Source organism: uncultured Eudoraea sp. (genome assembly GCF_947258925.1).
GTDB lineage: Bacteria > Bacteroidota > Bacteroidia > Flavobacteriales > Flavobacteriaceae > Eudoraea.
The window spans coordinates 79461-99580 of the sequence record NZ_CAMYKG010000011.1 but is presented as its reverse complement, the minus strand read 5'-3'; the positions used below and the strand labels follow the sequence as shown (position 1 = coordinate 99580).

Below are 20120 nucleotides of genomic sequence, written 5' to 3'. Positions count from 1 at the left end.
CTGTAGCACTGACCTTTTTAGCATCTTTAAGATCTGAAGATAGTTGGATTTCACGCTGACCATCTAAATGATTGATAGCCACATCTCCCCGTGCAATAGTATAGGTAGCGATTTCTTTTAAAGGTATTCTGCTGCCATTTGGAGTAACTATTCGCATTTCATCCAGGTCGGTTATTGAAGATCTGTTTTCCCGATCATATCTTACCCATACCCTTATCTCATCCTGCCCTCTTTGAAATCGCTGGGCCTGAGTTCCAAAGAATCCTGCCCGAACCTGATTCATTACTGTCCTCAAATTAAGACCAAGCAAATATGCATTTTCCTTGAGCTCAAGGCGGATTTCTTTAATCCCTGCCGGATCATTATCTGAAATATCTTTGAGGTCAGGATTATTGATCATTGCATTTTTCAACTCCTCCTTTGCAGCCTTCAATTCCTGAATGTTATACCCCAGTAAGGATACGGAAACCGGATCACCTCCAAAATTACCTCCAGAGCCGTAAATAAGACTTTCAACACCAATTACCGGTCCAACCAATTCCCGTAGCCTTGTCGAAACTAAATCTGACCGGATTGCATCAGGACGCTCCTCACCCGGCAACAGGTTAATAGAAAGTGTTGCCGCTGAAGAACCGGGGCCTACATTTTTTATTACATTTTCATAGAGTTCTTTACCAGTGCCTTGAAGATATTGTTCTGTTAGTTCCTGATTGACAATTTCTGCCTTCTCCTCTATTAAGCTTATAATGGAATCTGTTATTTTTTCATTGGTGCCATTAGGCATAAGTAATTCTACCTGAACCCTGTCACTGGCTATTTGTGGGAAAAAAGCAGTCCGGATAATTCCGCCCCCAATAGATCCGAAAGTGAGGATTAATGCAAAAACGAAAAAAGAAAAAGTTAATAATTTATAGCGCAGGGCAAATTTTAGTGTGGGACTGTAGGCTTTATCCCGGAACCAGGTCATAATCTGATCTCCACCTTTATTGATAACCCTAAGCTTTGAAAATATTTTGGAAAGCCCTTTCTTTGGCCTTTTATCTTCTGCATGCAAGGCTTTAGAGTGAGCAAGGTGAGCCGGCAGAATTATAAGAGCTTCTACAAGGGAAACAACCAAAGTAAGTATGACTATTACAGAAACTTCTCCAAAAAATTCCCCTATCCGTCCATCCAGAAATAGAAATATTGAGAACGCAAGTATTGTTGTTATAATTGCAGATACAATAGGAGGGATTACCTCCATAGTTCCGTCTATAGCCGCTTGTACCGGAGTCTTTCCCTTCTCGTAATGTTGATATATGTTTTCGGCAATTACAATCCCGTCATCTACAAGTATCCCGATGACTATAATCATCCCAAAGAGGGACAGAACATTTATGGTAACATCGAAAAAACCGGCAAAAATAAACATTCCCAAGAAGGCAACGGGCAATCCAAATGCTACCCAAAAAGCCAATCTTGTATTAAGAAATATGGATAGAAAAATAAGTACCAGAATCATACCAATTATGGCATTTTCCGTCAGAAGTTGCGTACGCTGTGTAAGTGTGGTTGAAAGATCCCTTACCACACTCAACTGTACATTATTATTCTTCTGGTTAAAATCTTCAATATAGTTGCGGACTTTTTCGGCAGAAGAAATAAGATCTTCCGTATTTGTACTTGTTATAGTAGTTCGTACTGATAGGTCTCCGTTGAAATAAGATGCATTAGGTGTTTCCGAAAAACGATCCCTAATAATTGCTATATCCTTAAGCCGAACTGTCTGTCCGGCGGCATCTGCCCTTATGATTAGATTAGAAAGCTCATCGCCATAATAAGATCTATTATTTGCGCGTATCAGGTATTCTTCTTCACTGGTTTTAATATTACCTCCGGTGACCAATATATTGGCATTGGATACTGCGCTTGCTACCTCAGGGAAAGACAAGCCATACGCCAGGAGATTATTTTCATTAACAGCAATTTCAATTTCTTCTTGTGGAAACCCGGAAATAGCTATCTGGGATATGCCATCAATTGACCGGATATCATTTTCAATCTGACGGGCTATTTGCTTTAGGGTTGCAAGTGGAATATTCTCGCCGCTGATTGCAAAACTTATTGTTTGCCGTACTGCTTCTAATTTTGAAACAATTAACGGTTCCATACCAGTTGGGAACGTGGGCACCCTATCTACGGCATTTTTAACCTGCAACAACATGAAATCAATATCTCTGCCTTTTTCAATTTCCACATTGATATTTCCACTATTTTCCCTGGACGTAGAAGTAACCCTGTCAACACCTTCTAATCCTTTAAGGTTATCTTCAATTTTTAACACAATTCCTTCTTCAATCTCCTGAGGCGAAGCTCCCGGATAGGTAATATTAACTGAAATATTTTTGGAATCCGTTAAGGGAAAAAATGAAGATTTCAATGATAACGCCCCTACGATACCAAAAATGAAAAATGCTATGATAATTACATCTACGGCAACGTGATATTTTATGAAATAAGAAATTACTTTTCTCATTGGTCTTCTATTTTGGCTGTTTCTCTTTTATATTTTTTTACCAACATTCCATCAAAAGCACCGACAACGGGTTTTGTAAGTATTGAAATTCCTTCAGGGACATCTTTTAGCACAACTTTCTTATCGGAAAAATATACAGGCTTCACATCAATAAGATCAAGTAATGAATCACGTACAACAAAAATCTGGTCATTCTCCAATAAAAGGCTCCTGTCTATTTCGATCGCATCTGTTTCCTGTTTGGCATTGAGGTTTGCTTCGAGATACATCCCTTCTTTTAAATCAGGATCACTTACCTCAATAAAAGCCTTAATAGTCTGTGTAGCTAAATCAATATTTCCATTAATTCTGGAAACGACACCATTGTAGGTTTTAGTGCGATCGAGATTAACAAGGTCTACATGCTCATTAAGTTTTAATAGATCACTATAAGTTTTACTAATGGAAACTTCCAATTCATAGGTGTCTGTATTAATAAATTCTCCCAATTTCTGCCCGGATCTAACCAGCGAACCTTCTGTAACCAGCGCCTCGGTGAGTATACCATTAAACGGTGCAGAGATACTATATTTTCGTAAACGCTGCTCCTGATTTTTGACATTGTAATAGTTTGTGAGAATACCACGGCCCGAGATAAAGAATTTCTCTTTTTCAGTTGTCATTTCCGGGAGAGGTGGAGTGGTCCTGTTTAGGTCAAATCTGCTTAAATAAGCTTGCCATTTGGGGAATACTTCCGGATAATCCAGGCGAAGATCGGGCATAATAGAAGTAATCAGATTGTATAAATTACTTTTCGCCGACTGTACACTGGCATAATATTCGGATGCATCTATTTTAATAATGGTCTCACCTTTTCTATAGGGCTGTCCTGCTTTAAAAAGTCTATTTGTTTTTTGGAATACCCCCTGGACTTCAGCATAGAGTTCCACCCTCCTTTTTGCCCTTAAATTACCATTTGCCGGGACTATAATCGGAACCGTACCATTGGTAACAGTTTCGGTAAAAACGGTCTTTACAACTTTTTCTACTTTTGCCTTTGGCCTGGTTTTGCTGTTAATAATTTGCTTAGCCAGGAAAAACGAGGCTATTATTATTAGGATTCCTAGTATTGATAAAATTATTTTTCTCATTTCTTTCTTGTTAAATTTGGGCCTCTGCGGAGTTAATGTTACGTTGAATATTCTTAAGAGTATTTGTAAGTTGATATATTTCTTCTTCTTTAATATTTTTTTCCATGATTTCTTTTAGTTCAACAATAATGGGGCGGGTTTGTCTAAAGGTTGTTCTGCCGATTTCGGTAATAAAAACCCTGTTTACCCTTTTGTCGAATTCATCTTGTTCTCTGTTTATGTAATTTTTGCGTTCCATTTTAGCCAGTAATCTGGCCAGAGACGATTTATCTCTTAAAGTCAGATATGCCAATTCATTTTGAATAAGGCCATCATTTTCATGTAATTTTTTAAGGACAACCATTTGCTCTTTACTAAGATCAAGCCCGTGGCTTTGAAAAGCCTCGTGTAAATAATTATCCACCATCTTAGCCGTACTGCCGATCCAACGACCTACAGAGGTATCAAAATCTATTAAAATATCTGAATTGTTCATGGCTCAAAGATAACGCAATATTTCATTAGTTGCATATGCAACTAACGTTAAATATATCATAAATTATGTTTAACCTTTTAAATTTATTATAAAACAAAAAGGGATGCTTATCGCATCCCTTTGGCCTAACTAACTAAAGTATAAGTCAACTACTAATGTTCATTGTCATCTTCAAATTTCGTATCCGCCATACGAGTTTTGGTAAAATTAACATCTTTGAAATCTAATTTTATATCGCCCTTATCATAATCAAAAACTAAAAACTCCCGCGTATCCATGAGTTCCAGGTTTTTATATGAATTGAATTTGTTATTTTGAATTTGTAAAACCTTAAGGCTAGCCAACTGTCCAAATTCTTCGGGAATCTCACCGCCCAATTGATTATTTGCAAGAACTAATTCTTTTAGCAGAACCAGGTTTCCTAAATTTCTGGGGATATCACCTTCCAGTGTATTTTCAAAAAGTCCTAAACTTTCAAGCCTGGTCAGACTTCCTATTGAATCCGGGATCTTACCAACAAAATTGTTACTGGAAAGGTTTAGTACCCTGAGGTTTAGCAAATTGCCTATACTCTGAGGGATATGACCGGAGAAAAAATTATTGAAAGCGGAAAGCTCCAGCAGGTTTTCCATATTGCCGATCTCCTGGGGAAGATCTCCTTTGAACCTGTTCATCTCTATTTTTAATACTTCCAGCTTCTTAAGCTGTGATATAGATTTGGGCAACTCCCCACTTAATGTGTTAAACGCCAGATTAAGTATTCGCAGGTGAGTTAAATTACCAATACTTTGAGGAAGTGTTCCTGAAAGATTATTTCGAAATAAATTGATCTCAACTATATGATTTCCCTCAACCTTAACCCCATACCATTCATTCACCGGCTGCTGCAGATTCCACTGTTTCAACCAGGAACTTCCATTCGTATTTTCGTAGAGATCAATTAAAGCTACTTTTTCGGCTTTACTTACCCTCGCAAAAATCACCTGATTTGCCATTATTAAAAGCACCGAAAGAATGATTAGCTTCTTCATAAAATTAGGCTTTAAGAAATAGTAGTAATACAAAATAAATAAATACGTTTAAATAATTAAGAATTACCCTACAAATATACTAACGTTTATAGATAAAATGCTTATTTAATCGATGAAGTGTGCGTTTTTGTTGTGAAAGTTTAATTTTCTGTGGTGAAAAATTTTTTTTCTTTCCTTTTTATTCTTCTTTTACCGTGTTTTCAAGCTCTAACGTAAGATTTTCCCACTTGACCATCAGTTCCTCAAGACCCCTTTTTTTCTCCTGATACATATCAAAAAAGTCTGTTTTTGCAATCGTAGTATCATAATCCATAAGAAGGTCGTGATCTATTTTAGCAATCTCTTTTTCTAAGTCCGAGATTCCGCTTTCAACAGCGCTAAGTTTATTCTTTAAAGACTTTAAGCGTTTTTGACTTTCATAATTTGAAAGCTTACCAATGCTTTTTTCTTTCTTTTTCCGGTCGTTTTGTTTTTTTTCGATTTCCCTGAAATCCTGAACCTTGCGCTGATCAAGAAAATAATTGATATCCCCCAGGTATTCCTTTATCCTTTTATCTTTAAACTCATATACCTTGTTCGTAAGACCCTGCAAAAAATCGCGGTCATGGGATACCACAATCAAGGTACCTTCAAACTTCTTTAGTGCTTCTTTTAGTATATGTTTCGATTTTATATCCAAATGATTTGTTGGCTCATCCATTACGAGAACATTAAAAGGCTGCAGCAACATTTTAGCCAATGCCAATCTGTTTCTTTCTCCTCCGGATAAAACTTTTACGTACTTGTCTACATCCTCACCACTAAAAAGAAAAGACCCTAAAATATCTCTTACCTTACTTCTATTCTTTTCATTGGCAGCATCTATCATAGTATCTAAGATGGTTTTGTTGCTATCCAGGTACTCCATTTGATTTTGGGCAAAATAACCTATCTCTACATTATGACCGGCTTTCAATCTTCCCTGATATTCCAATTCACCAACAAGTATTTTAGCCAATGTCGTTTTACCTTGTCCATTCTGACCAACAAAAGCCGTTTTACTATCTCTTTCCAAAATTATGTCTATCCCCCGAAGGACTTCCTTATCGCCATAACTTTTAGACAAATCCTCCATTTCAAAGATCACTTTTCCGGGCGTAACTGAAACCGGAAATCTCAATTTCATGGCACTAAGGTCATCCTCATCCACTTCTATTCGATCCATTCTATCCAGTTTCTTAATAAGAGATTGCGCCATAGAGGCTTTTGATGCCTTAGCTCGGAACTTTTCAATTAAACGTTCCGTTTGCTGTATTTCTCTGTCCTGGTTCTTTCTGGCACTTAATTGTTGCGCTTTTATTTCTTCCCTGAGCTCTAAATATTTGGAATAAGGTTTATTATAATCATAAATTCTTCCAAGCGATATTTCAATTGTTCTGTTCGTAACATTGTCCAAAAACATTTTATCGTGAGAGACGATAACAAGTGCACCGGTATAATTAAGCAGAAATTGTTCCAGCCAAAGTATAGAATCAATATCCAGATGGTTGGTAGGCTCATCCAGTAATAGCACATCATTATTTTGCAGGAGGAGTTTAGCCAATTCAATGCGCATCCGCCAACCCCCGGAGAATGTATCCGTACTTTTATTAAAATCTTCTCTTTTGAACCCAAGGCCCTGAAGAACTTTTTCTGTTTGTCCCTGATAATTATAGCCCCCATGGACCTCATATTGATGTGTCCGATCATTGAGGTCTATTATAAGCTGATTATACTGGTCACTCTCATAATCTGTCCTATCTGACAGTTGTAGATTTATCTCATCTAATTGCTTTTCAAGGGCCTTTAACTCAATAAAAGCCTCATAGGTCTCATCCAGTACCGTCCTTCCATGTTCAAAATCGAGATCCTGTTTTAAAAAACCTATTTTAATATCCTTTTCAGAAGCCAAGGTGCCGGAATCAGGCTCCATTTCTTTCGAAAGCAACTTAAGTAAGGTAGATTTTCCCGCTCCATTTTTGCCGATAAGGCCAACTCTATCACCTGCATTTAATCTAAATGCTATTTCTTTAAAGAGATATTCGCCTCCAAACGAAACCGAAAGATTATGAATATTTAGCATTTTTTGTGATCCGTGTTACAATTAGAAACTTCGCAAAATTGTAGTTTTGCGTAAACTTTTGCAAATGTTAAAAAAAGGAAACAAACTCTACAGCATTTTAACAGGAAGTTGTCCTAAATGCCACAGCGAAAGCATGTATGAAAAATCAAATCCCTATCAATTGGGATCGATTTTTAAAATGAAGGAGCGTTGTTCGCATTGTAATACCAAGTATAAAATTGAACCTTCTTTTTTCTATGGAGCCATGTACGTGAGTTATGCAGTAGGCATTGCATTTGCAGTAGCAGTATTTGTCATAGCATTCTTAATATTTGATGCCGGTTTGCTAAATACATTTATTGCAATTGTAATTACACTTATCGTCTTCCTGCCAATAATTATAAGGCTTTCCCGAAATATCTGGATCAATATCTTTATTAAATACGATCCCAAGGCCGTGACTGTTTATTGAGAGTTCGCATACGCCTTTAAATACCTGCCGATATCCATTTCAGGAGCAACAGGCAAGTTATTCTCTATAAAATTATATAGTTGGTTTGAAGCGTAGGGTGCTATCATAACTCCTCTTGATCCAAAACCATTTAGCATATACAAAGATTTATATTTGGGGTGCCTGCCTACCAGAGGGCGCCTATCGGCCACTGTTGGTCTTATTCCGGCGACATGTTTTACTACTTCGTAATCACAGTTTAAAAAAGTATCCAGCTTTCTTTGAAGCTCTTCTCTGGCTTCAGGAGTAGGAACATTGGTCTTATCCTTCCATTTATAGGTTGCCCCTATTCTAAAGAGATCATGGCCAACGGGAATAATAAAAACAGAAGATTTAATAACCCTATTTTCCTTAAGTAATGGTGCCCTAATCGTTAAAAGTTCTCCTTTAGTGCCGTTGAGGGGCAAATAATTAAAATACGGATTGCTTTTTAGTCCAAATCCTGTAGCAAAAACAATTTTTTTTGCCTTGATTGATTTATACTTAATCCCGGTTTCTGTTATCTCCAAGTCCTCAAAGTTGAAGGTTTCGGCATATAATTGCTTCCTGGAAGATAAATACAACGAATACGCATCAACCAACCTTTTTGTATCTACCCTTCCGGTATGCAATACCTCTCCAAAACCGTATGGTGCCTTTATACAGGAATTGGTATTTTGAACCAATTTTGTGGACAAATAAGGTTTTAACTTTGGTTTATCTGCTGCTTCAAACCACATATTCTGCTCTTCTACAGAAGCAAATATCCTTAACACAGCTATTTTATAATCCAGAGAAACACCCAGTTTAGCTTCCAGGTTTTTATAAAATGGATAAGCCATTTGAAGTTGCTGATCTGCTTTCCAGGCCAGGCTAAACCTTTTTAATATTACCGGGTTGTAGAGGCCACCGGCAATATTCGATGATGTTTGAGAGTCATCATTGATCACTTTAAAGGTCTTACGGCCTTCTTCAAGCTTTTCACAAAATGCTATTCCAGCCAGGCCCAGGCCTACTATCAAGTAATCTAACATAATACAAAATTAAAAAACGCTGCACCAAATGGTGCAGCGTTTTCTAATTTATATTTGAATTGGAATTTACCGATTATTCTTAATAGGCCCACATGTCCTGTTCCCTGTCCCGTATTGTTTCTTTAATACGATCAGCTTCAAGCAACTGGAATAATGCATTATCGGCAATATAATTATCGATTTCACGATCGCCCTGAATATTATCTTCCCGGTATATAAGACCGTTAAACCTCCTGGCGTTCAACAACATATCGAAAGATATGGGCTGTGCCGAATTCCGTTGGTTAAAAACCTTGGCATCATGTAAAATCTCCCTGGCACTAGGATACCAAACCCAAAATAGTTCAACTTTATTTTCGTTTGGATTCATAGATTCATCATCAACAAAGTTTACATCGGGTGCCACCGGGGCAATTCCTAACATGCGATACTTCAATTCACCCTGCCGCTTGTCAAAATACCAAATCCCTTTGATACGATATTCCTCAATGTCTGCCGCAGTTAGTTCCCTTTCGTTTACATATTCCGGGGAAAGTTGCTCACCTGCATTGATTTGCTCATATCCAAGATCTGTGGTATCCACCTTTTTCAATGTCGCTTCCAAGTCACTCAATTGTCTTTTTTCAGTGAAATAGGAATCTACATAGACGTCGGTAAGCTTGCCGTTTTTAATGTTTTTCATAAAAACATCGTATAACGACCTTCTATCAGGACCAATATCAATAGTATCCAGCGGATAATACAAGGGGAAATTAACTCTTTCATCAAGATCAATCACCTCCCATACGGTCTTGGACCAGAGAATATCCCTGTCATCCACATAGCCGTAAGGCAGTGGAGCGTCATTATCCGCTGCTATTTGCGCTGCTGTCTTTTTCCCAATTTCCTCTGGCTTCTTGGCATTTAAAATATTAGCCTGTGCCATCATGGATATTGGTAAAAGTGCTACAGCTCCAGCAATTAAAACATTCTTCCAATTCATAAAATTATAATTTACTATTCTTAGTTCGTGATCTCCACAATTACCGGAGATACTTTCTTCAATTTATAGGCTTTATTATTAGTGATAAACGCTTGAATATCGAATATCTGCAAAGCATCACCTCTTTTAGCTCTCTTCAATGCCGATTTGGCTCTTGAATCCAGTTTATTACCTTTTACACTTACGGTAGGTTGACCCGGGACTTTAAATTTAAATCCGCTAATTGCAAGATTTAGATCAAAATCAAAGTCTTCAAGCAAGGCACCAATTGTTGCAATTTCAAGATTCTTTCTACCCATCTTAGCACTACCGGTTTCTCCTCTAATAGAACCTGAAGGCCTAGGTATATCCTTAATCCTGAATTCAGATTTTGAAGAAACACGTTGCCCGTCAGGCAAGGTACCTGAGGCCGTTATTGTCACAGTCCTTCCTGTTCCGGGATTCATGATATACTTGCTTCCTTGCCTTCTTTTAAGACCGGGAGCAGATGCACTTACCTTGTTATTCGGAATTCCGGGAATAGATATAGACATTGGGTTTGAAACCCCGCGATAAACCACATTCATCTTATCTGCAGCAATCAATGCAGCGTTAGGCTTAGTGATCGTAGCAAATGTTTGAGAAACAGGAACTTCTGTTCTCTCTCCATCCTGAATAAATACCAGGTTACCAGCAATCTTATGGTCTCCGGGAGTTCCGGCACTTACTAATAATTTTACCTGACCTTCCTTGATCTCATAGTCCTTACCTTCGCTAAGTTTTCTCCCATCCAAAGTAAGGTTTACCTCATTGGGTCTTGTTGTAGCATCTTTACGACCTAATACTACAGCTCCAGCAAATTTCTCACCAGCATAAAAAGCTGATTTCTCCTGCTCTAACAGCGTCGTATAATTGGTCATCGAAACCTCAGAGGTTAACTGACCTTCCAACATGGTCTGCAAAGCATCATGCTCTGTAGCCCTAACATCAGCCTGAAGCTGTGTTATTTTTGTCAGTGAAGCCACAACCGGGAAACCTTCAAAATGATAGTTGATCCAATCTTGTTTCGTTCCATCTCTTTTCTCAACCTTACCGTTAGCATCACCAGTTTCAAATCTGGTTTGTACAGAAGCCTTAACTTCTGACATGCTTTCCGGTAAAACGGCTGTAACCTGAGTACGGTAATCCGTAATCCTTTTCATGAATTCCTTTCCTTCGGGAGCCAGGTTATCGCCTTGAAAAAATTTCTGATCCAAATAATCAGACTTATCCATTACCTGATAATCCTTGGGATCTTTAATTTCAGATAACATTTTTCCTTTAAGAGCCTCCAGGTAGTCATAATAATCCTGAGACAATTCTTTTATCTTCTTGGCATCTTCCAGTAACGGACCAAATTTTTCCGAGTTTTCCGATGCTTTCGTTTCTAAACCACCTAAGAACGCGAGATTGTTTTCGGTAGTTTTTGCGTTAGAAGCTTCCAGCTTTTCGTTCATAAGACCGAATGCTGCCAGAACTTCTTTACTCATATTCAACGCCAGCATTGCGATGAAGATCAAATACATTAAGTTGATCATCTTCTGACGTGGTGACAATTTTCCTCCTGCCATGTTTTCTAATTAGTTTTGATTAAAATTTTGATTTGGGTTTACTAATACACTAATTAGTTATTATTCATTGCAGTTAACATTCCACCATATACTCCATTTAATGAAGATAGATTAGATGCAAGAGATTCCATTTGGTCTTTAAGTGCACTAGCATTTTGAACTACTTCTTCATTTACGGAAGCTTGTCTGCTAGCACTTTCCAATTGTACTTTATACAAGCTGTTTAAAGACTCCATTTGAGCCGCTGCCTGTACCATTTCATCTGAATATTTCTTGGTAGATTCCATCGCATCAACAGAAGGAGCAATTCCTTTTGCAGCACCTTCAAAATTGCGAATGCTCTCTCCAAGGCTTTCCATAAGGTTAGCATCGATATTAGCTTCCTTTAAAAGCTCATCTAATTTTCTTGATAATATCCCTTCTGCTTCCTGAGCATCCTGAACATCATTTCTTCCGTTGGTCATGCCACCTGTTAATTCAGGATATACAAGAGACCAATCGTATTCATCATCTACCGGTTCAAATGCACTAATAGCGAAAATAAGTGCTTCGGTAATAAGACCTACTGCTAAAAGAAGACCGCCGGTTAGTGGTCCAAATGTTAAATAATTTCTTTGTTGATTTTGACTGTGCCATAATTCTAAATTTAATTTAAGTTTAATGTTAAAAATAAGTATTTGGTTTATTGTTTGATTTATTATATACGTAAAAACTATTGTGTTGAGTCTTCTTCACCCATATAATCCTGAACGGTTCTAAAACCGATGTAACTACGGGCAGAATCTCTGTATTCATAATCACGTGTACTTACTTGCAGGAAATAAGCAACATCTTTCCATGAACCTCCGCGAATAACTTTTCTTTTATTTTCATAATCCCCTCCATTTGGGTTCATTGTTGATACATAATCGTAAGAGTTTGGGTCATAGCTTGAGTTGGTCCATTCCGCAACATTCCCTGCCATATTGTACAGGTTATAATCATTAGGCTCATAAGATTTAGCCTCTACGGTATAAAGTGCCGCATCAGCTGCATAATCACCTCGCTGTGGTTTAAAGTTTGCCATAAAGCAACCCGTATCACTGATAACATAAGGTCCGCCCCATGGATAAGTACCACTTTCAATACCTCCTCTGGCAGCATATTCCCATTCAGCTTCAGTAGGTAATCTGAATCCGTTTACAAATTGTCTCCCTCTGCTCTTCTGATCATCATTTTTAAATTTGGTTCTCCAGTTACAAAAAGCCTGGGCCTGTTGCCAGGAAACTCCAACTACCGGATAATCACTATAGGCATCGTGCCAGAAATAGTCATTATGCATTGGCTCATTATAGGAATACTGAAAGTCCCTGATCCAAACAGTGGTATCGGGATAGATCTCCAATTCCTCCTGCTTAATAAAGTCCTTTCTGCGCGCATCTCTTGAACGTGCAGCAGCTTCAATATCCATCCAGCTGTATTTGTATTTTAATTTTGTGACATCAATAGTACGCTGCCCATTATAGGATTCTTCTTCAGGAATATATATGGAATCCATAATTTCTGTATAATACTCATCCGGGTATTCGGAAGTATCCCAGATTAAATCTGCGTCCCTATTAAGTCCTCTTCCTTCGTAACCGGTCTCCCCCATACCAGAATAATTATCCAGCATGTATTTATCATAGGTAGACATTTCGGTGGTATCCGCATCCTTAAATGCATATTCTCCGATTCCTTCATCATCCGGACCCATTCCTAATTCATCAGCCAGGATGGCCAGCTTTGTTCTGACGATGGAATCTTTCACCCATTCTACAAACTGACGATATTCACTATTCGTTATTTCGGTATCATCCATGTAGAATGATCGAACGGTAACGGTTTTAGTTGGCGCGTTAAGAACTTTACCCATGTCCTCCTCACTTTTACCCATGATAAATGATCCCCTGGGGATCAGCTCCATTCCATAAGGTTTTTCCGGATGCCATTTTTTACCCTGGACTCCGACTAGTTCTCCTTTTGTCTTAGACCCACAGCTTGTGAGCAAAAAAACAAATGCTATAGACATTAACAATAGCTTCTTCATACTTTAGGTTAAATTTCGATTAAGACTATAAACAGTATTCACAATTATTACTCTCTAAAACTGAATTTTGAATAATTTATTGTATAAACCCGTCTATCCTTTAAAATAAATTAATGTTAGCTAAAACCTTTCTTGTAGGCCTTAAACCACCTTTCAGGAATATTTTGGTTACATGCATCTAGATAGTCCTGTTCAGTGCATGGTAATAACGCAGGTGAATTTAATTTATTATGTGAAGATAAAATTGATGGAACCTCAACCCACCATCTTTCCGTCAGCAGACTTTTAAAAAAAACCAATTGCTCGGTTTCGGTAGGGACATTAAACTTAGTGAAGTCTTTGCTTTTAGTACTAGGAGACTCCTTTATTCTAAAATTATATCCTTCTATAAAGTACCATATTATCTGGGCTAATAATTGGAAGGATTGGTTTGAATTTTCTATTTCATATATTCCGAATACAGCTACATTATCGCTCATACCCGCATACCTGGCTATCGCACAAATTTCCCTTCCATTAAACCCATTTGGAGAAAAATTCTTAGAGCCTCCTATCTCACCGGCCTTTATTGCCCTGGCATCCAGGCTTATAAGATGTGCATTTCTTAATACGGGCTCGGCGAGAGAAATATCTGAGGTTATTTCCCCCAGCCTGTAGGCATCAAAAAAAAGGCGCTCCATCAAATCAATTTCTTCCTGGGCATTAAAATAGCTTTGATAACCAATATTTGAAAAGTTGAAAAGATTATTCGGTTTATCAGTAATAATTTTGCTCATATAGGAGTGTGAAGAAATAAGTTCCTCATCTGCCCCGAAATCAAACCTGCTGTCTATAGACACCAGATTTACCATATCCTTGATTTTATCAAAAGCTCTATATGAAGGGTACGTTATATCCTGAGTGGCTCCAATAATAATAGGTATAACTTTTTCCTCGAGCAATTCAGCTACAATTTCCTTTACTACAAAATAGGTGTCTTCAACTGCTTCCCCTTCCTCAATATCGCCAAGATCTACAAAGATGGAATTCCAGTTACCCATCATTAGTTTATAAAGCTGTATCCTGATATTGGTCGTATCAAGACGCTCAGTTTTCTTTTCAAATGCATTTCTTGATTCCAGAACTCCAATCAGGGCAAAAGAAGCATTCGCCAGGACCGGCAGCCCTTTTTTTTCGGTATGCTTAAAAATATTTCGGCCAAGAGACTGGGGTGGTAAAAGCTCACAATGCGCAAGGGCTCGTTCATCAACCGGTAGTAAAAAATCAAACGCCATATTTGTACCTTATTCTTAGGTTTTCTTGGTCTTCTTCTTGGGTTTCTTCTTTTCCAATAATGCCTGGGCATCTTCCAAAGAGATATTTGCAGCATCCACATCTTTCGAAAGCTCAACCTTGGTCTTACCCTTAATGATGGAATGTCTTCCCCATCTGGCCTTTTCAATTCGGATGCCTTCTTTCGTCCATTCCTTTACAAGCTTTTCAGCTTCTTTTTGCTTCTTTAATTCTATCAACTCCTTAATATCCTCTTCTGTAAGGTTATCGAAGTCGTATTTCTTATTCACGTTAATGAACATGCCATCCCATTTGATAAAAGGACCAAAACGACCTTTACCTTTAATCACATCCTTATTTTCATAAACCGCTATGGGTGCATCCGCTTTTTGTTTTTCACGAATTAATTCAATGGCACGTTCGAGATCAACATCAAAAGCGCTTTCACCTTTATCCAGGGAAACAAATTTTTTGCCAAATCTAACATAAGGTCCATACCTCCCCACATTGGCCTCTATTTCCTCTCCTTCAAACACCCCTAATTTTCTTGGAAGCTGGAAAAGCTCCATAGCTTCCTCATAGGTAATTGTATTAAGGGATTGTTCAGGAAGTAAACTGGCAAACAATGGTTTGTCTTCTTCTTCAACTGTACCGATTTGAACCATCGGTCCAAAACGTCCCAAACGAACCGCAACCTGCCTTCCCGATTTAGGATCTGTTCCCAGCACGCGTTCTCCGCTTGCACGTTCAGCATTCTCTTGTACATCCAGCACATTAGGGTGAAAGTCCTTGTAAAAATCCTTCATGACTTTTTGCCAATCTTCATGGCCCTCAGCAATTTCGTCAAAATCTTTCTCCACTTTTGCGGTAAAGTTATAATCCAAAATATGTGCAAAATGATTTACTAAAAAATCATTTACAATGCTCCCTATATCAGTCGGCACCAACTTTCCTTTGTCTGAACCAACGATTTCGGTAAGGGCTTTTTCCTCAACCTTATCGCTTTTTAACAGTAGCTGTGTATACTTTCGCTCTTCTCCTTCAACACTTCCTTTTTCAACATAACCCCTGTTTTGAATAGTTGAAATTGTAGGAGCATAGGTCGAAGGTCTTCCAATACCAAGTTCCTCCAGTTTTTTAACCAGGGTAGCTTCTGTGTATCTATATGGTGCCCTTGTAAATCTTTCCGTTGCAGTCATATAATTATAGAATAACGGATCGCCGGTTTTCATTGCCGGGAGTAAACCTTCCTGCTCTTCAGCAATATCTTCTTCATCCTTACCTTCCAGATAGACTTTTAAAAATCCATCAAATTTGATGACTTCACCATTTGCTGTAAATTCTTCTTGATACGTATTGGATTTGATTTTTACATTCGTACGCTCCAATTGCGCATCACTCATTTGTGAAGCAAGCGTACGTTTCCAGATCAATTCATATAATTTAGACTGATCCCTTTCCAAAGAGGGAGACTGTAAATTCATATCTGTAGGACGTATGGCCTCATGGGCCTCCTGAGCTCCTTTGGATTTACCTTTATAATTTCTGACTTTACTATACTGCTCACCATAGTTCTTAATGATGGTGTCTTTTGCGGCACTTATTGCTTCTCCAGATAAATTAACACTGTCTGTCCTCATGTAAGTGATAAGTCCGGCTTCATATAAACGCTGTGCAACCTGCATAGTTCTGGATACCGAAAAATACAGTTTCCGAGACGCCTCCTGTTGCAAGGTGGATGTGGTGAATGGAGCGGCAGGTGATTTCTTTGCAAGTTTTTTATCAAGGCTGGCCACATTAAAGATAGCCCCGGCATTTTTATTTAAGAACTCCTCGGCCTCTTTTTTAGAAGAGAAGCTCTTCCCCAGTCTGGCTCCAAAGATGTTCCCATTCTCTGTTTTAAATTCTGCAACTACTTTATAAGAAGCTTCGGATTCAAAAACATCAATTTCACGTTCCCTTTCCACAATCAGTCTAACCGCAACAGATTGCACTCGTCCGGCCGAAAGTCCCGGTTTAATTTTTTTCCAGAGAACAGGCGATAGTTCGTATCCGACCAACCGGTCTAGAACCCTTCTTGCCTGCTGGGCGTTTACCAGATTATAATTTATAGCCCTCGGGTTCTCAATGGCTTTTTGAATGGCCGATTTCGTAATAGAATTAAAAACGATTCGTTTTGTTTTATCCCTATCAAGACCCAGGGTCTCCGCCAAATGCCACGAAATAGCTTCCCCTTCCCTGTCTTCATCACTCGCTAACCAAATGGTATCAGCTTTCTTAGCCAGATCTTTAAGCTTTTTAACCAGGCTCTTCTTTTCCTGATCGACTATATATTTAGGTTCAAAATCATTTTCTACATCTACCCCTAATTCCTTGGATGGAAGATCGGCAATGTGTCCAAAACTAGATTCCACCTTAAAATCCTTACCCAGAAATTTTTCTATTGTTTTAGCCTTTGCAGGCGACTCCACGATTACTAAATTCTTAGCCATTCATCAGTTTTTGAGAAAACAAAAGTATGTCAAATTTTTTATTTGGTATTTCCGGTAGTCCGTATTTCAAAAAAAAACATCCCAAATTTTGGGATGTCTCTTCTAAATTTCACTGCAAATTAATTTAAATCCATAGAACTAATTAACTCTATATTATTGTCCAAATAGCTATACTGATATAATATTTCATCCCCTATCATGATCAGAGTTTCATCCATAGGTATCACATCAAAAGTAACAATGTCCTCATAGTGATTTAACGATTGTAGATTCTCGATATCGGTTTTGTCATAAACCTTTAGACCTGATTTTCCATCGCAAACAAAAAGTTTATCATCCTTTATTCCAAGCCCATACGGTTCATCCATTGCATATGACGTAGCAAGCACGGGCGTGTTAATATCTGAAATATCCACAATAAACAATCCACTCTCAGTGGCTCCGCAATTATTTCCGCCACGTAATGTCACGAAGGCATAATCTCCATCTACCACAACAGGATCACAGGCGGTGCCATGCTGAAATTCTGAAATGAATAAGGGCAAGGCGGGAGTTGTTATATCATAAATATACATCCCTCGCATACTTCCCAGGAACAGATGGTCACCTCTGTTAAAAATTGTTTCAATATCAAAACCGGCATAAACATCTTCCAAATCCTTGGGGTTTCCTAAATCACTAATTTCAAAAACATTAATGGTATGACTGTCTACAGCGTACAGATAATCATTTACAATTTTAAATCGTGCCAGTGATCCTCCCTGTCCTACCCCACTATCATTTGCAGTTTCAGCCAGGAAGATCTGATCATCAAAACGATTATATACTTCTGATATTAATTTTCTTTCGGTTTTAACATCCCATCCCACCAAAACTTCATTCTGATAATCTACTCCCTCATATTCATATATATCGGCAACCGGCCATACCACATTATCGCGTAATACATTTTCAAGTCTGTTAACGATTTTAATTGCATTTATTTCTGAAATGTCCAATACAATCAGGTCTGTTAGACTATCTGCATAAAGGAAATTTCCTTTTACCGAAATATCTACATTACCGGCTATTTTGATAAATGAAATTTTCTTCGGAGAACTTGGATCACTATTATCAATTACGTGTACTCCTTTGTATTTATCGTTGACAAAAATGTAGTCCTGATAAGCATAAATTTTACCCGATTCATCAATTGAGCGAGGCGCAACTATATCCACACTGTTTTTAAATTCTTCGGTACTCATTGTTATTGGTGTTGCCACCAGGTAATCAGCATATTCACCTTCTTCTTTTTTATCACAGGAGAAGATTGCCAGGAGGAGCAATAGGCTTAATACATTTCTTTTCATAGGGCAATAGTTTAATTAAAAGGTATTGGGTTGTCTATAAATAGATACTTACTATAACGGCGAGTTGCGTAAATTTTGTTAAATAATTAACTGTCAATTTGTCACTATTATTTAGAATATACTATCTTTGCAGACTGTTTAAGCTATGTCAGAATAGAACAACGAATGGAGAAAATTATTGAGGAAAAAAATCAGGGTACGGTGCTTACGCTCGATAAAGATCAGAAAAATACACGTAACCTATATATTGAAAGCTATGGCTGTCAGATGAATTTTTCTGACAGTGAAATCGTGGCCTCTATTCTTGCACAGGAAGGTTTTAATACGACCAACTCACTGGAAGAAGCAGACCTTGTTTTGGTTAACACTTGCTCTATTCGCGAAAAAGCGGAATTGACAGTCAGAAAAAGACTCGAAAAGTTTAACGCGGTTAAGAAGGACAGACCGCATTTGAGAGTAGGGGTTCTGGGATGTATGGCAGAAAGACTGAAAAGCAAATTACTTGAAGAGGAAAAGATTGTGGATATGGTGGTAGGACCAGACGCATATAAAGACCTGCCAAATCTTATCCGGGAAGTTGACGAGGGACGGAATGCAGTTAATGTAATACTTTCTAAAGAAGAAACCTATGGCGATATCGCTCCTGTGCGATTAAATACCAATGGGGTAACGGCCTTTGTTTCTATTACCCGGGGCTGTGATAATATGTGTACTTTTTGTGTTGTTCCTTTTACTAGGGGAAGAGAACGCAGCAGGGATCCACAGTCCATTGTAAATGAAGTAAATGAACTTTGGGAAAAAGGGTTTAAAGAAGTAACACTGCTGGGCCAGAATGTGGATAGTTATTTATGGTTTGGGGGTGGATTAAAAAAAGATTTCAGTACGGCATCCGATATGCAAAAGGCAACCGCAGTAAATTTTGCCAAATTACTGGAATTAGTAGCCCTTGCACAACCTAAGATGCGGATTCGTTTTTCAACGTCAAATCCACAGGACATGACAATGGAGGTTATTGAAACCATGGCCAGTTATCAAAATATCTGTAATTATATTCATCTGCCCGTACAGAGTGGAAGTAATAGAATTTTAAAAGCAATGAACAGATTGCACACCAGGGAAGAATATTTTGATTTGATTGATAACATAAAAACCATTTTACCCGATTGCGCTATTAGCCAGGACATGATCACGGGATTCCCTACGGAGACTGAGGAGGATCATAAAGACACCCTATCCCTGATGGATTATGTGAAATATGATTTTGGGTTCATGTTTGCATATTCCGAACGCCCCGGGACCCTGGCAGCAAGGAAACTTGAAGACAATATTCCGCAGGAAATTAAAAAAAGAAGATTAAGTGAAATTATCGAATTACAATTAAAGCACAGCCATTTTAGGACAAAACAACATCTCGGAAAGGTTGAAGAAGTGCTTATTGAAGGTACATCCAAAAAATCAGATTTACAGTGGATGGGTCGTAATTCACAAAATACTGTTGTAGTATTTCCCAAAGAAAAATACGCGGTGGGAGAATTTGTTTTAGTGCGTATAGAAAATTGTACTTCTGCCACCCTAATAGGGAAAGCGGTAGGTTATTCTGAAAATAATTAAGC

Annotated in this window: 14 protein-coding genes and 1 pseudogene; 2 read left to right on the top strand and 13 right to left on the bottom strand. The window is 38.1% G+C overall.

What is annotated here, in order from left to right; translation table 11 throughout:
* The 5 genes from Q0X77_RS05515 to Q0X77_RS05495 all read right to left on the bottom strand — a co-directional run.
* Positions 1-2515 (bottom strand): efflux RND transporter permease subunit (locus Q0X77_RS05515; RefSeq protein WP_297794235.1); only part of this gene is annotated, 2515 nt, incomplete at its 3' end.
* The gene (locus Q0X77_RS05510) at positions 2512-3645 is read right to left on the bottom strand and encodes an HlyD family efflux transporter periplasmic adaptor subunit (RefSeq protein ID WP_297794232.1); all 1134 of its coding nucleotides are present in this window, start codon (positions 3643-3645) and stop codon (positions 2512-2514) included. The genes Q0X77_RS05510 and Q0X77_RS05515, both read right to left, overlap by 4 nt.
* Before the next feature lie 10 nt (positions 3646-3655).
* Positions 3656-4120, bottom strand: a complete 465-nt coding sequence (locus Q0X77_RS05505; RefSeq protein WP_297794229.1) for a MarR family transcriptional regulator — start codon at positions 4118-4120, stop codon at positions 3656-3658.
* 152 nt (positions 4121-4272) lie between these two features.
* The gene (locus tag Q0X77_RS05500) at positions 4273-5151 is read right to left on the bottom strand and encodes a hypothetical protein (protein WP_297794226.1); all 879 of its coding nucleotides are present in this window, start codon (positions 5149-5151) and stop codon (positions 4273-4275) included.
* 178 nt (positions 5152-5329) lie between these two features.
* Complete coding sequence (locus tag Q0X77_RS05495) at positions 5330-7252, bottom strand: ABC-F family ATP-binding cassette domain-containing protein (RefSeq protein WP_297794224.1); 1923 nt, start codon at positions 7250-7252, stop codon at positions 5330-5332.
* A gap of 64 nt (positions 7253-7316) precedes the next feature.
* Between Q0X77_RS05495 and Q0X77_RS05490 the strand changes: the two genes are divergently transcribed.
* Entirely contained in the window at positions 7317-7703 is a 387-nt protein-coding gene (locus Q0X77_RS05490; protein ID WP_297794221.1) for a DUF983 domain-containing protein, read from the top strand.
* Here Q0X77_RS05490 and Q0X77_RS05485 read toward each other — a convergent pair.
* The 8 genes and pseudogenes from Q0X77_RS05485 to Q0X77_RS05450 all read right to left on the bottom strand — a co-directional run bounded on the left by Q0X77_RS05485 (position 7697) and on the right by Q0X77_RS05450 (position 18507).
* Positions 7697-8755, bottom strand: a complete 1059-nt coding sequence (locus tag Q0X77_RS05485; protein ID WP_297794218.1) for an FAD-binding oxidoreductase — start codon at positions 8753-8755, stop codon at positions 7697-7699. The genes Q0X77_RS05490 and Q0X77_RS05485 overlap by 7 nt on opposite strands.
* A gap of 79 nt (positions 8756-8834) precedes the next feature.
* Positions 8835-9737, bottom strand: a complete 903-nt coding sequence (gene gldN / locus Q0X77_RS05480; protein WP_297794215.1) for a gliding motility protein GldN — start codon at positions 9735-9737, stop codon at positions 8835-8837.
* A gap of 20 nt (positions 9738-9757) precedes the next feature.
* Positions 9758-11326, bottom strand: a complete 1569-nt coding sequence (gene gldM / locus Q0X77_RS05475; RefSeq protein WP_297794212.1) for a gliding motility protein GldM — start codon at positions 11324-11326, stop codon at positions 9758-9760.
* 53 nt (positions 11327-11379) lie between these two features.
* A pseudogene (gene gldL / locus Q0X77_RS05470) lies at positions 11380-11962 on the bottom strand (gliding motility protein GldL).
* A gap of 76 nt (positions 11963-12038) precedes the next feature.
* Complete coding sequence (gene gldK, locus Q0X77_RS05465; protein WP_297794210.1) at positions 12039-13394, bottom strand: gliding motility lipoprotein GldK; 1356 nt, start codon at positions 13392-13394, stop codon at positions 12039-12041.
* A 116-nt stretch (positions 13395-13510) separates the two neighbouring features.
* Positions 13511-14668: a formimidoylglutamase gene (locus tag Q0X77_RS05460; protein ID WP_297794207.1), complete on the bottom strand. Its 1158-nt coding sequence runs from the start codon at positions 14666-14668 to the stop codon at positions 13511-13513.
* A 15-nt stretch (positions 14669-14683) separates the two neighbouring features.
* Positions 14684-17158, bottom strand: coding sequence for a type I DNA topoisomerase (gene topA / locus Q0X77_RS05455; protein WP_297794204.1), 2475 nt, complete (start codon positions 17156-17158; stop codon positions 14684-14686).
* Between the two features lie 119 nt (positions 17159-17277).
* Entirely contained in the window at positions 17278-18507 is a 1230-nt protein-coding gene (locus tag Q0X77_RS05450; protein WP_297794201.1) for a hypothetical protein, read from the bottom strand.
* A gap of 165 nt (positions 18508-18672) precedes the next feature.
* Between Q0X77_RS05450 and miaB the strand changes: the two genes are divergently transcribed.
* A complete protein-coding gene (miaB, locus tag Q0X77_RS05445; RefSeq protein ID WP_297794198.1) occupies positions 18673-20118 on the top strand; it encodes a tRNA (N6-isopentenyl adenosine(37)-C2)-methylthiotransferase MiaB in 1446 nt (481 codons plus the stop codon).
* Positions 20119-20120: the final 2 nt, after the last annotated feature.

Bases quoted from the DNA above. Each gene is read 5' to 3' on its own strand.
- miaB (WP_297794198.1), top strand. From the start codon at position 18,673: ATGGAGAAAATTATTGAGGAAAAAAATCAGGGTACGGTGCTTACGCTC.
- Q0X77_RS05495 (WP_297794224.1), bottom strand. From the start codon at position 7,252: ATGCTAAATATTCATAATCTTTCGGTTTCGTTTGGAGGCGAATATCTC.
- gldN (WP_297794215.1), bottom strand. From the start codon at position 9,737: ATGAATTGGAAGAATGTTTTAATTGCTGGAGCTGTAGCACTTTTACCA.
- Q0X77_RS05460 (WP_297794207.1), bottom strand. From the start codon at position 14,668: ATGGCGTTTGATTTTTTACTACCGGTTGATGAACGAGCCCTTGCGCAT.
- Q0X77_RS05510 (WP_297794232.1), bottom strand. From the start codon at position 3,645: ATGAGAAAAATAATTTTATCAATACTAGGAATCCTAATAATAATAGCC.
- Q0X77_RS05485 (WP_297794218.1), bottom strand. From the start codon at position 8,755: ATGTTAGATTACTTGATAGTAGGCCTGGGCCTGGCTGGAATAGCATTT.
- Q0X77_RS05450 (WP_297794201.1), bottom strand. From the start codon at position 18,507: ATGAAAAGAAATGTATTAAGCCTATTGCTCCTCCTGGCAATCTTCTCC.
- Q0X77_RS05490 (WP_297794221.1), top strand. From the start codon at position 7,317: ATGTTAAAAAAAGGAAACAAACTCTACAGCATTTTAACAGGAAGTTGT.
- Q0X77_RS05500 (WP_297794226.1), bottom strand. From the start codon at position 5,151: ATGAAGAAGCTAATCATTCTTTCGGTGCTTTTAATAATGGCAAATCAG.
- gldM (WP_297794212.1), bottom strand. From the start codon at position 11,326: ATGGCAGGAGGAAAATTGTCACCACGTCAGAAGATGATCAACTTAATG.
- Q0X77_RS05505 (WP_297794229.1), bottom strand. From the start codon at position 4,120: ATGAACAATTCAGATATTTTAATAGATTTTGATACCTCTGTAGGTCGT.
- gldK (WP_297794210.1), bottom strand. From the start codon at position 13,394: ATGAAGAAGCTATTGTTAATGTCTATAGCATTTGTTTTTTTGCTCACA.
- topA (WP_297794204.1), bottom strand. From the start codon at position 17,158: ATGGCTAAGAATTTAGTAATCGTGGAGTCGCCTGCAAAGGCTAAAACA.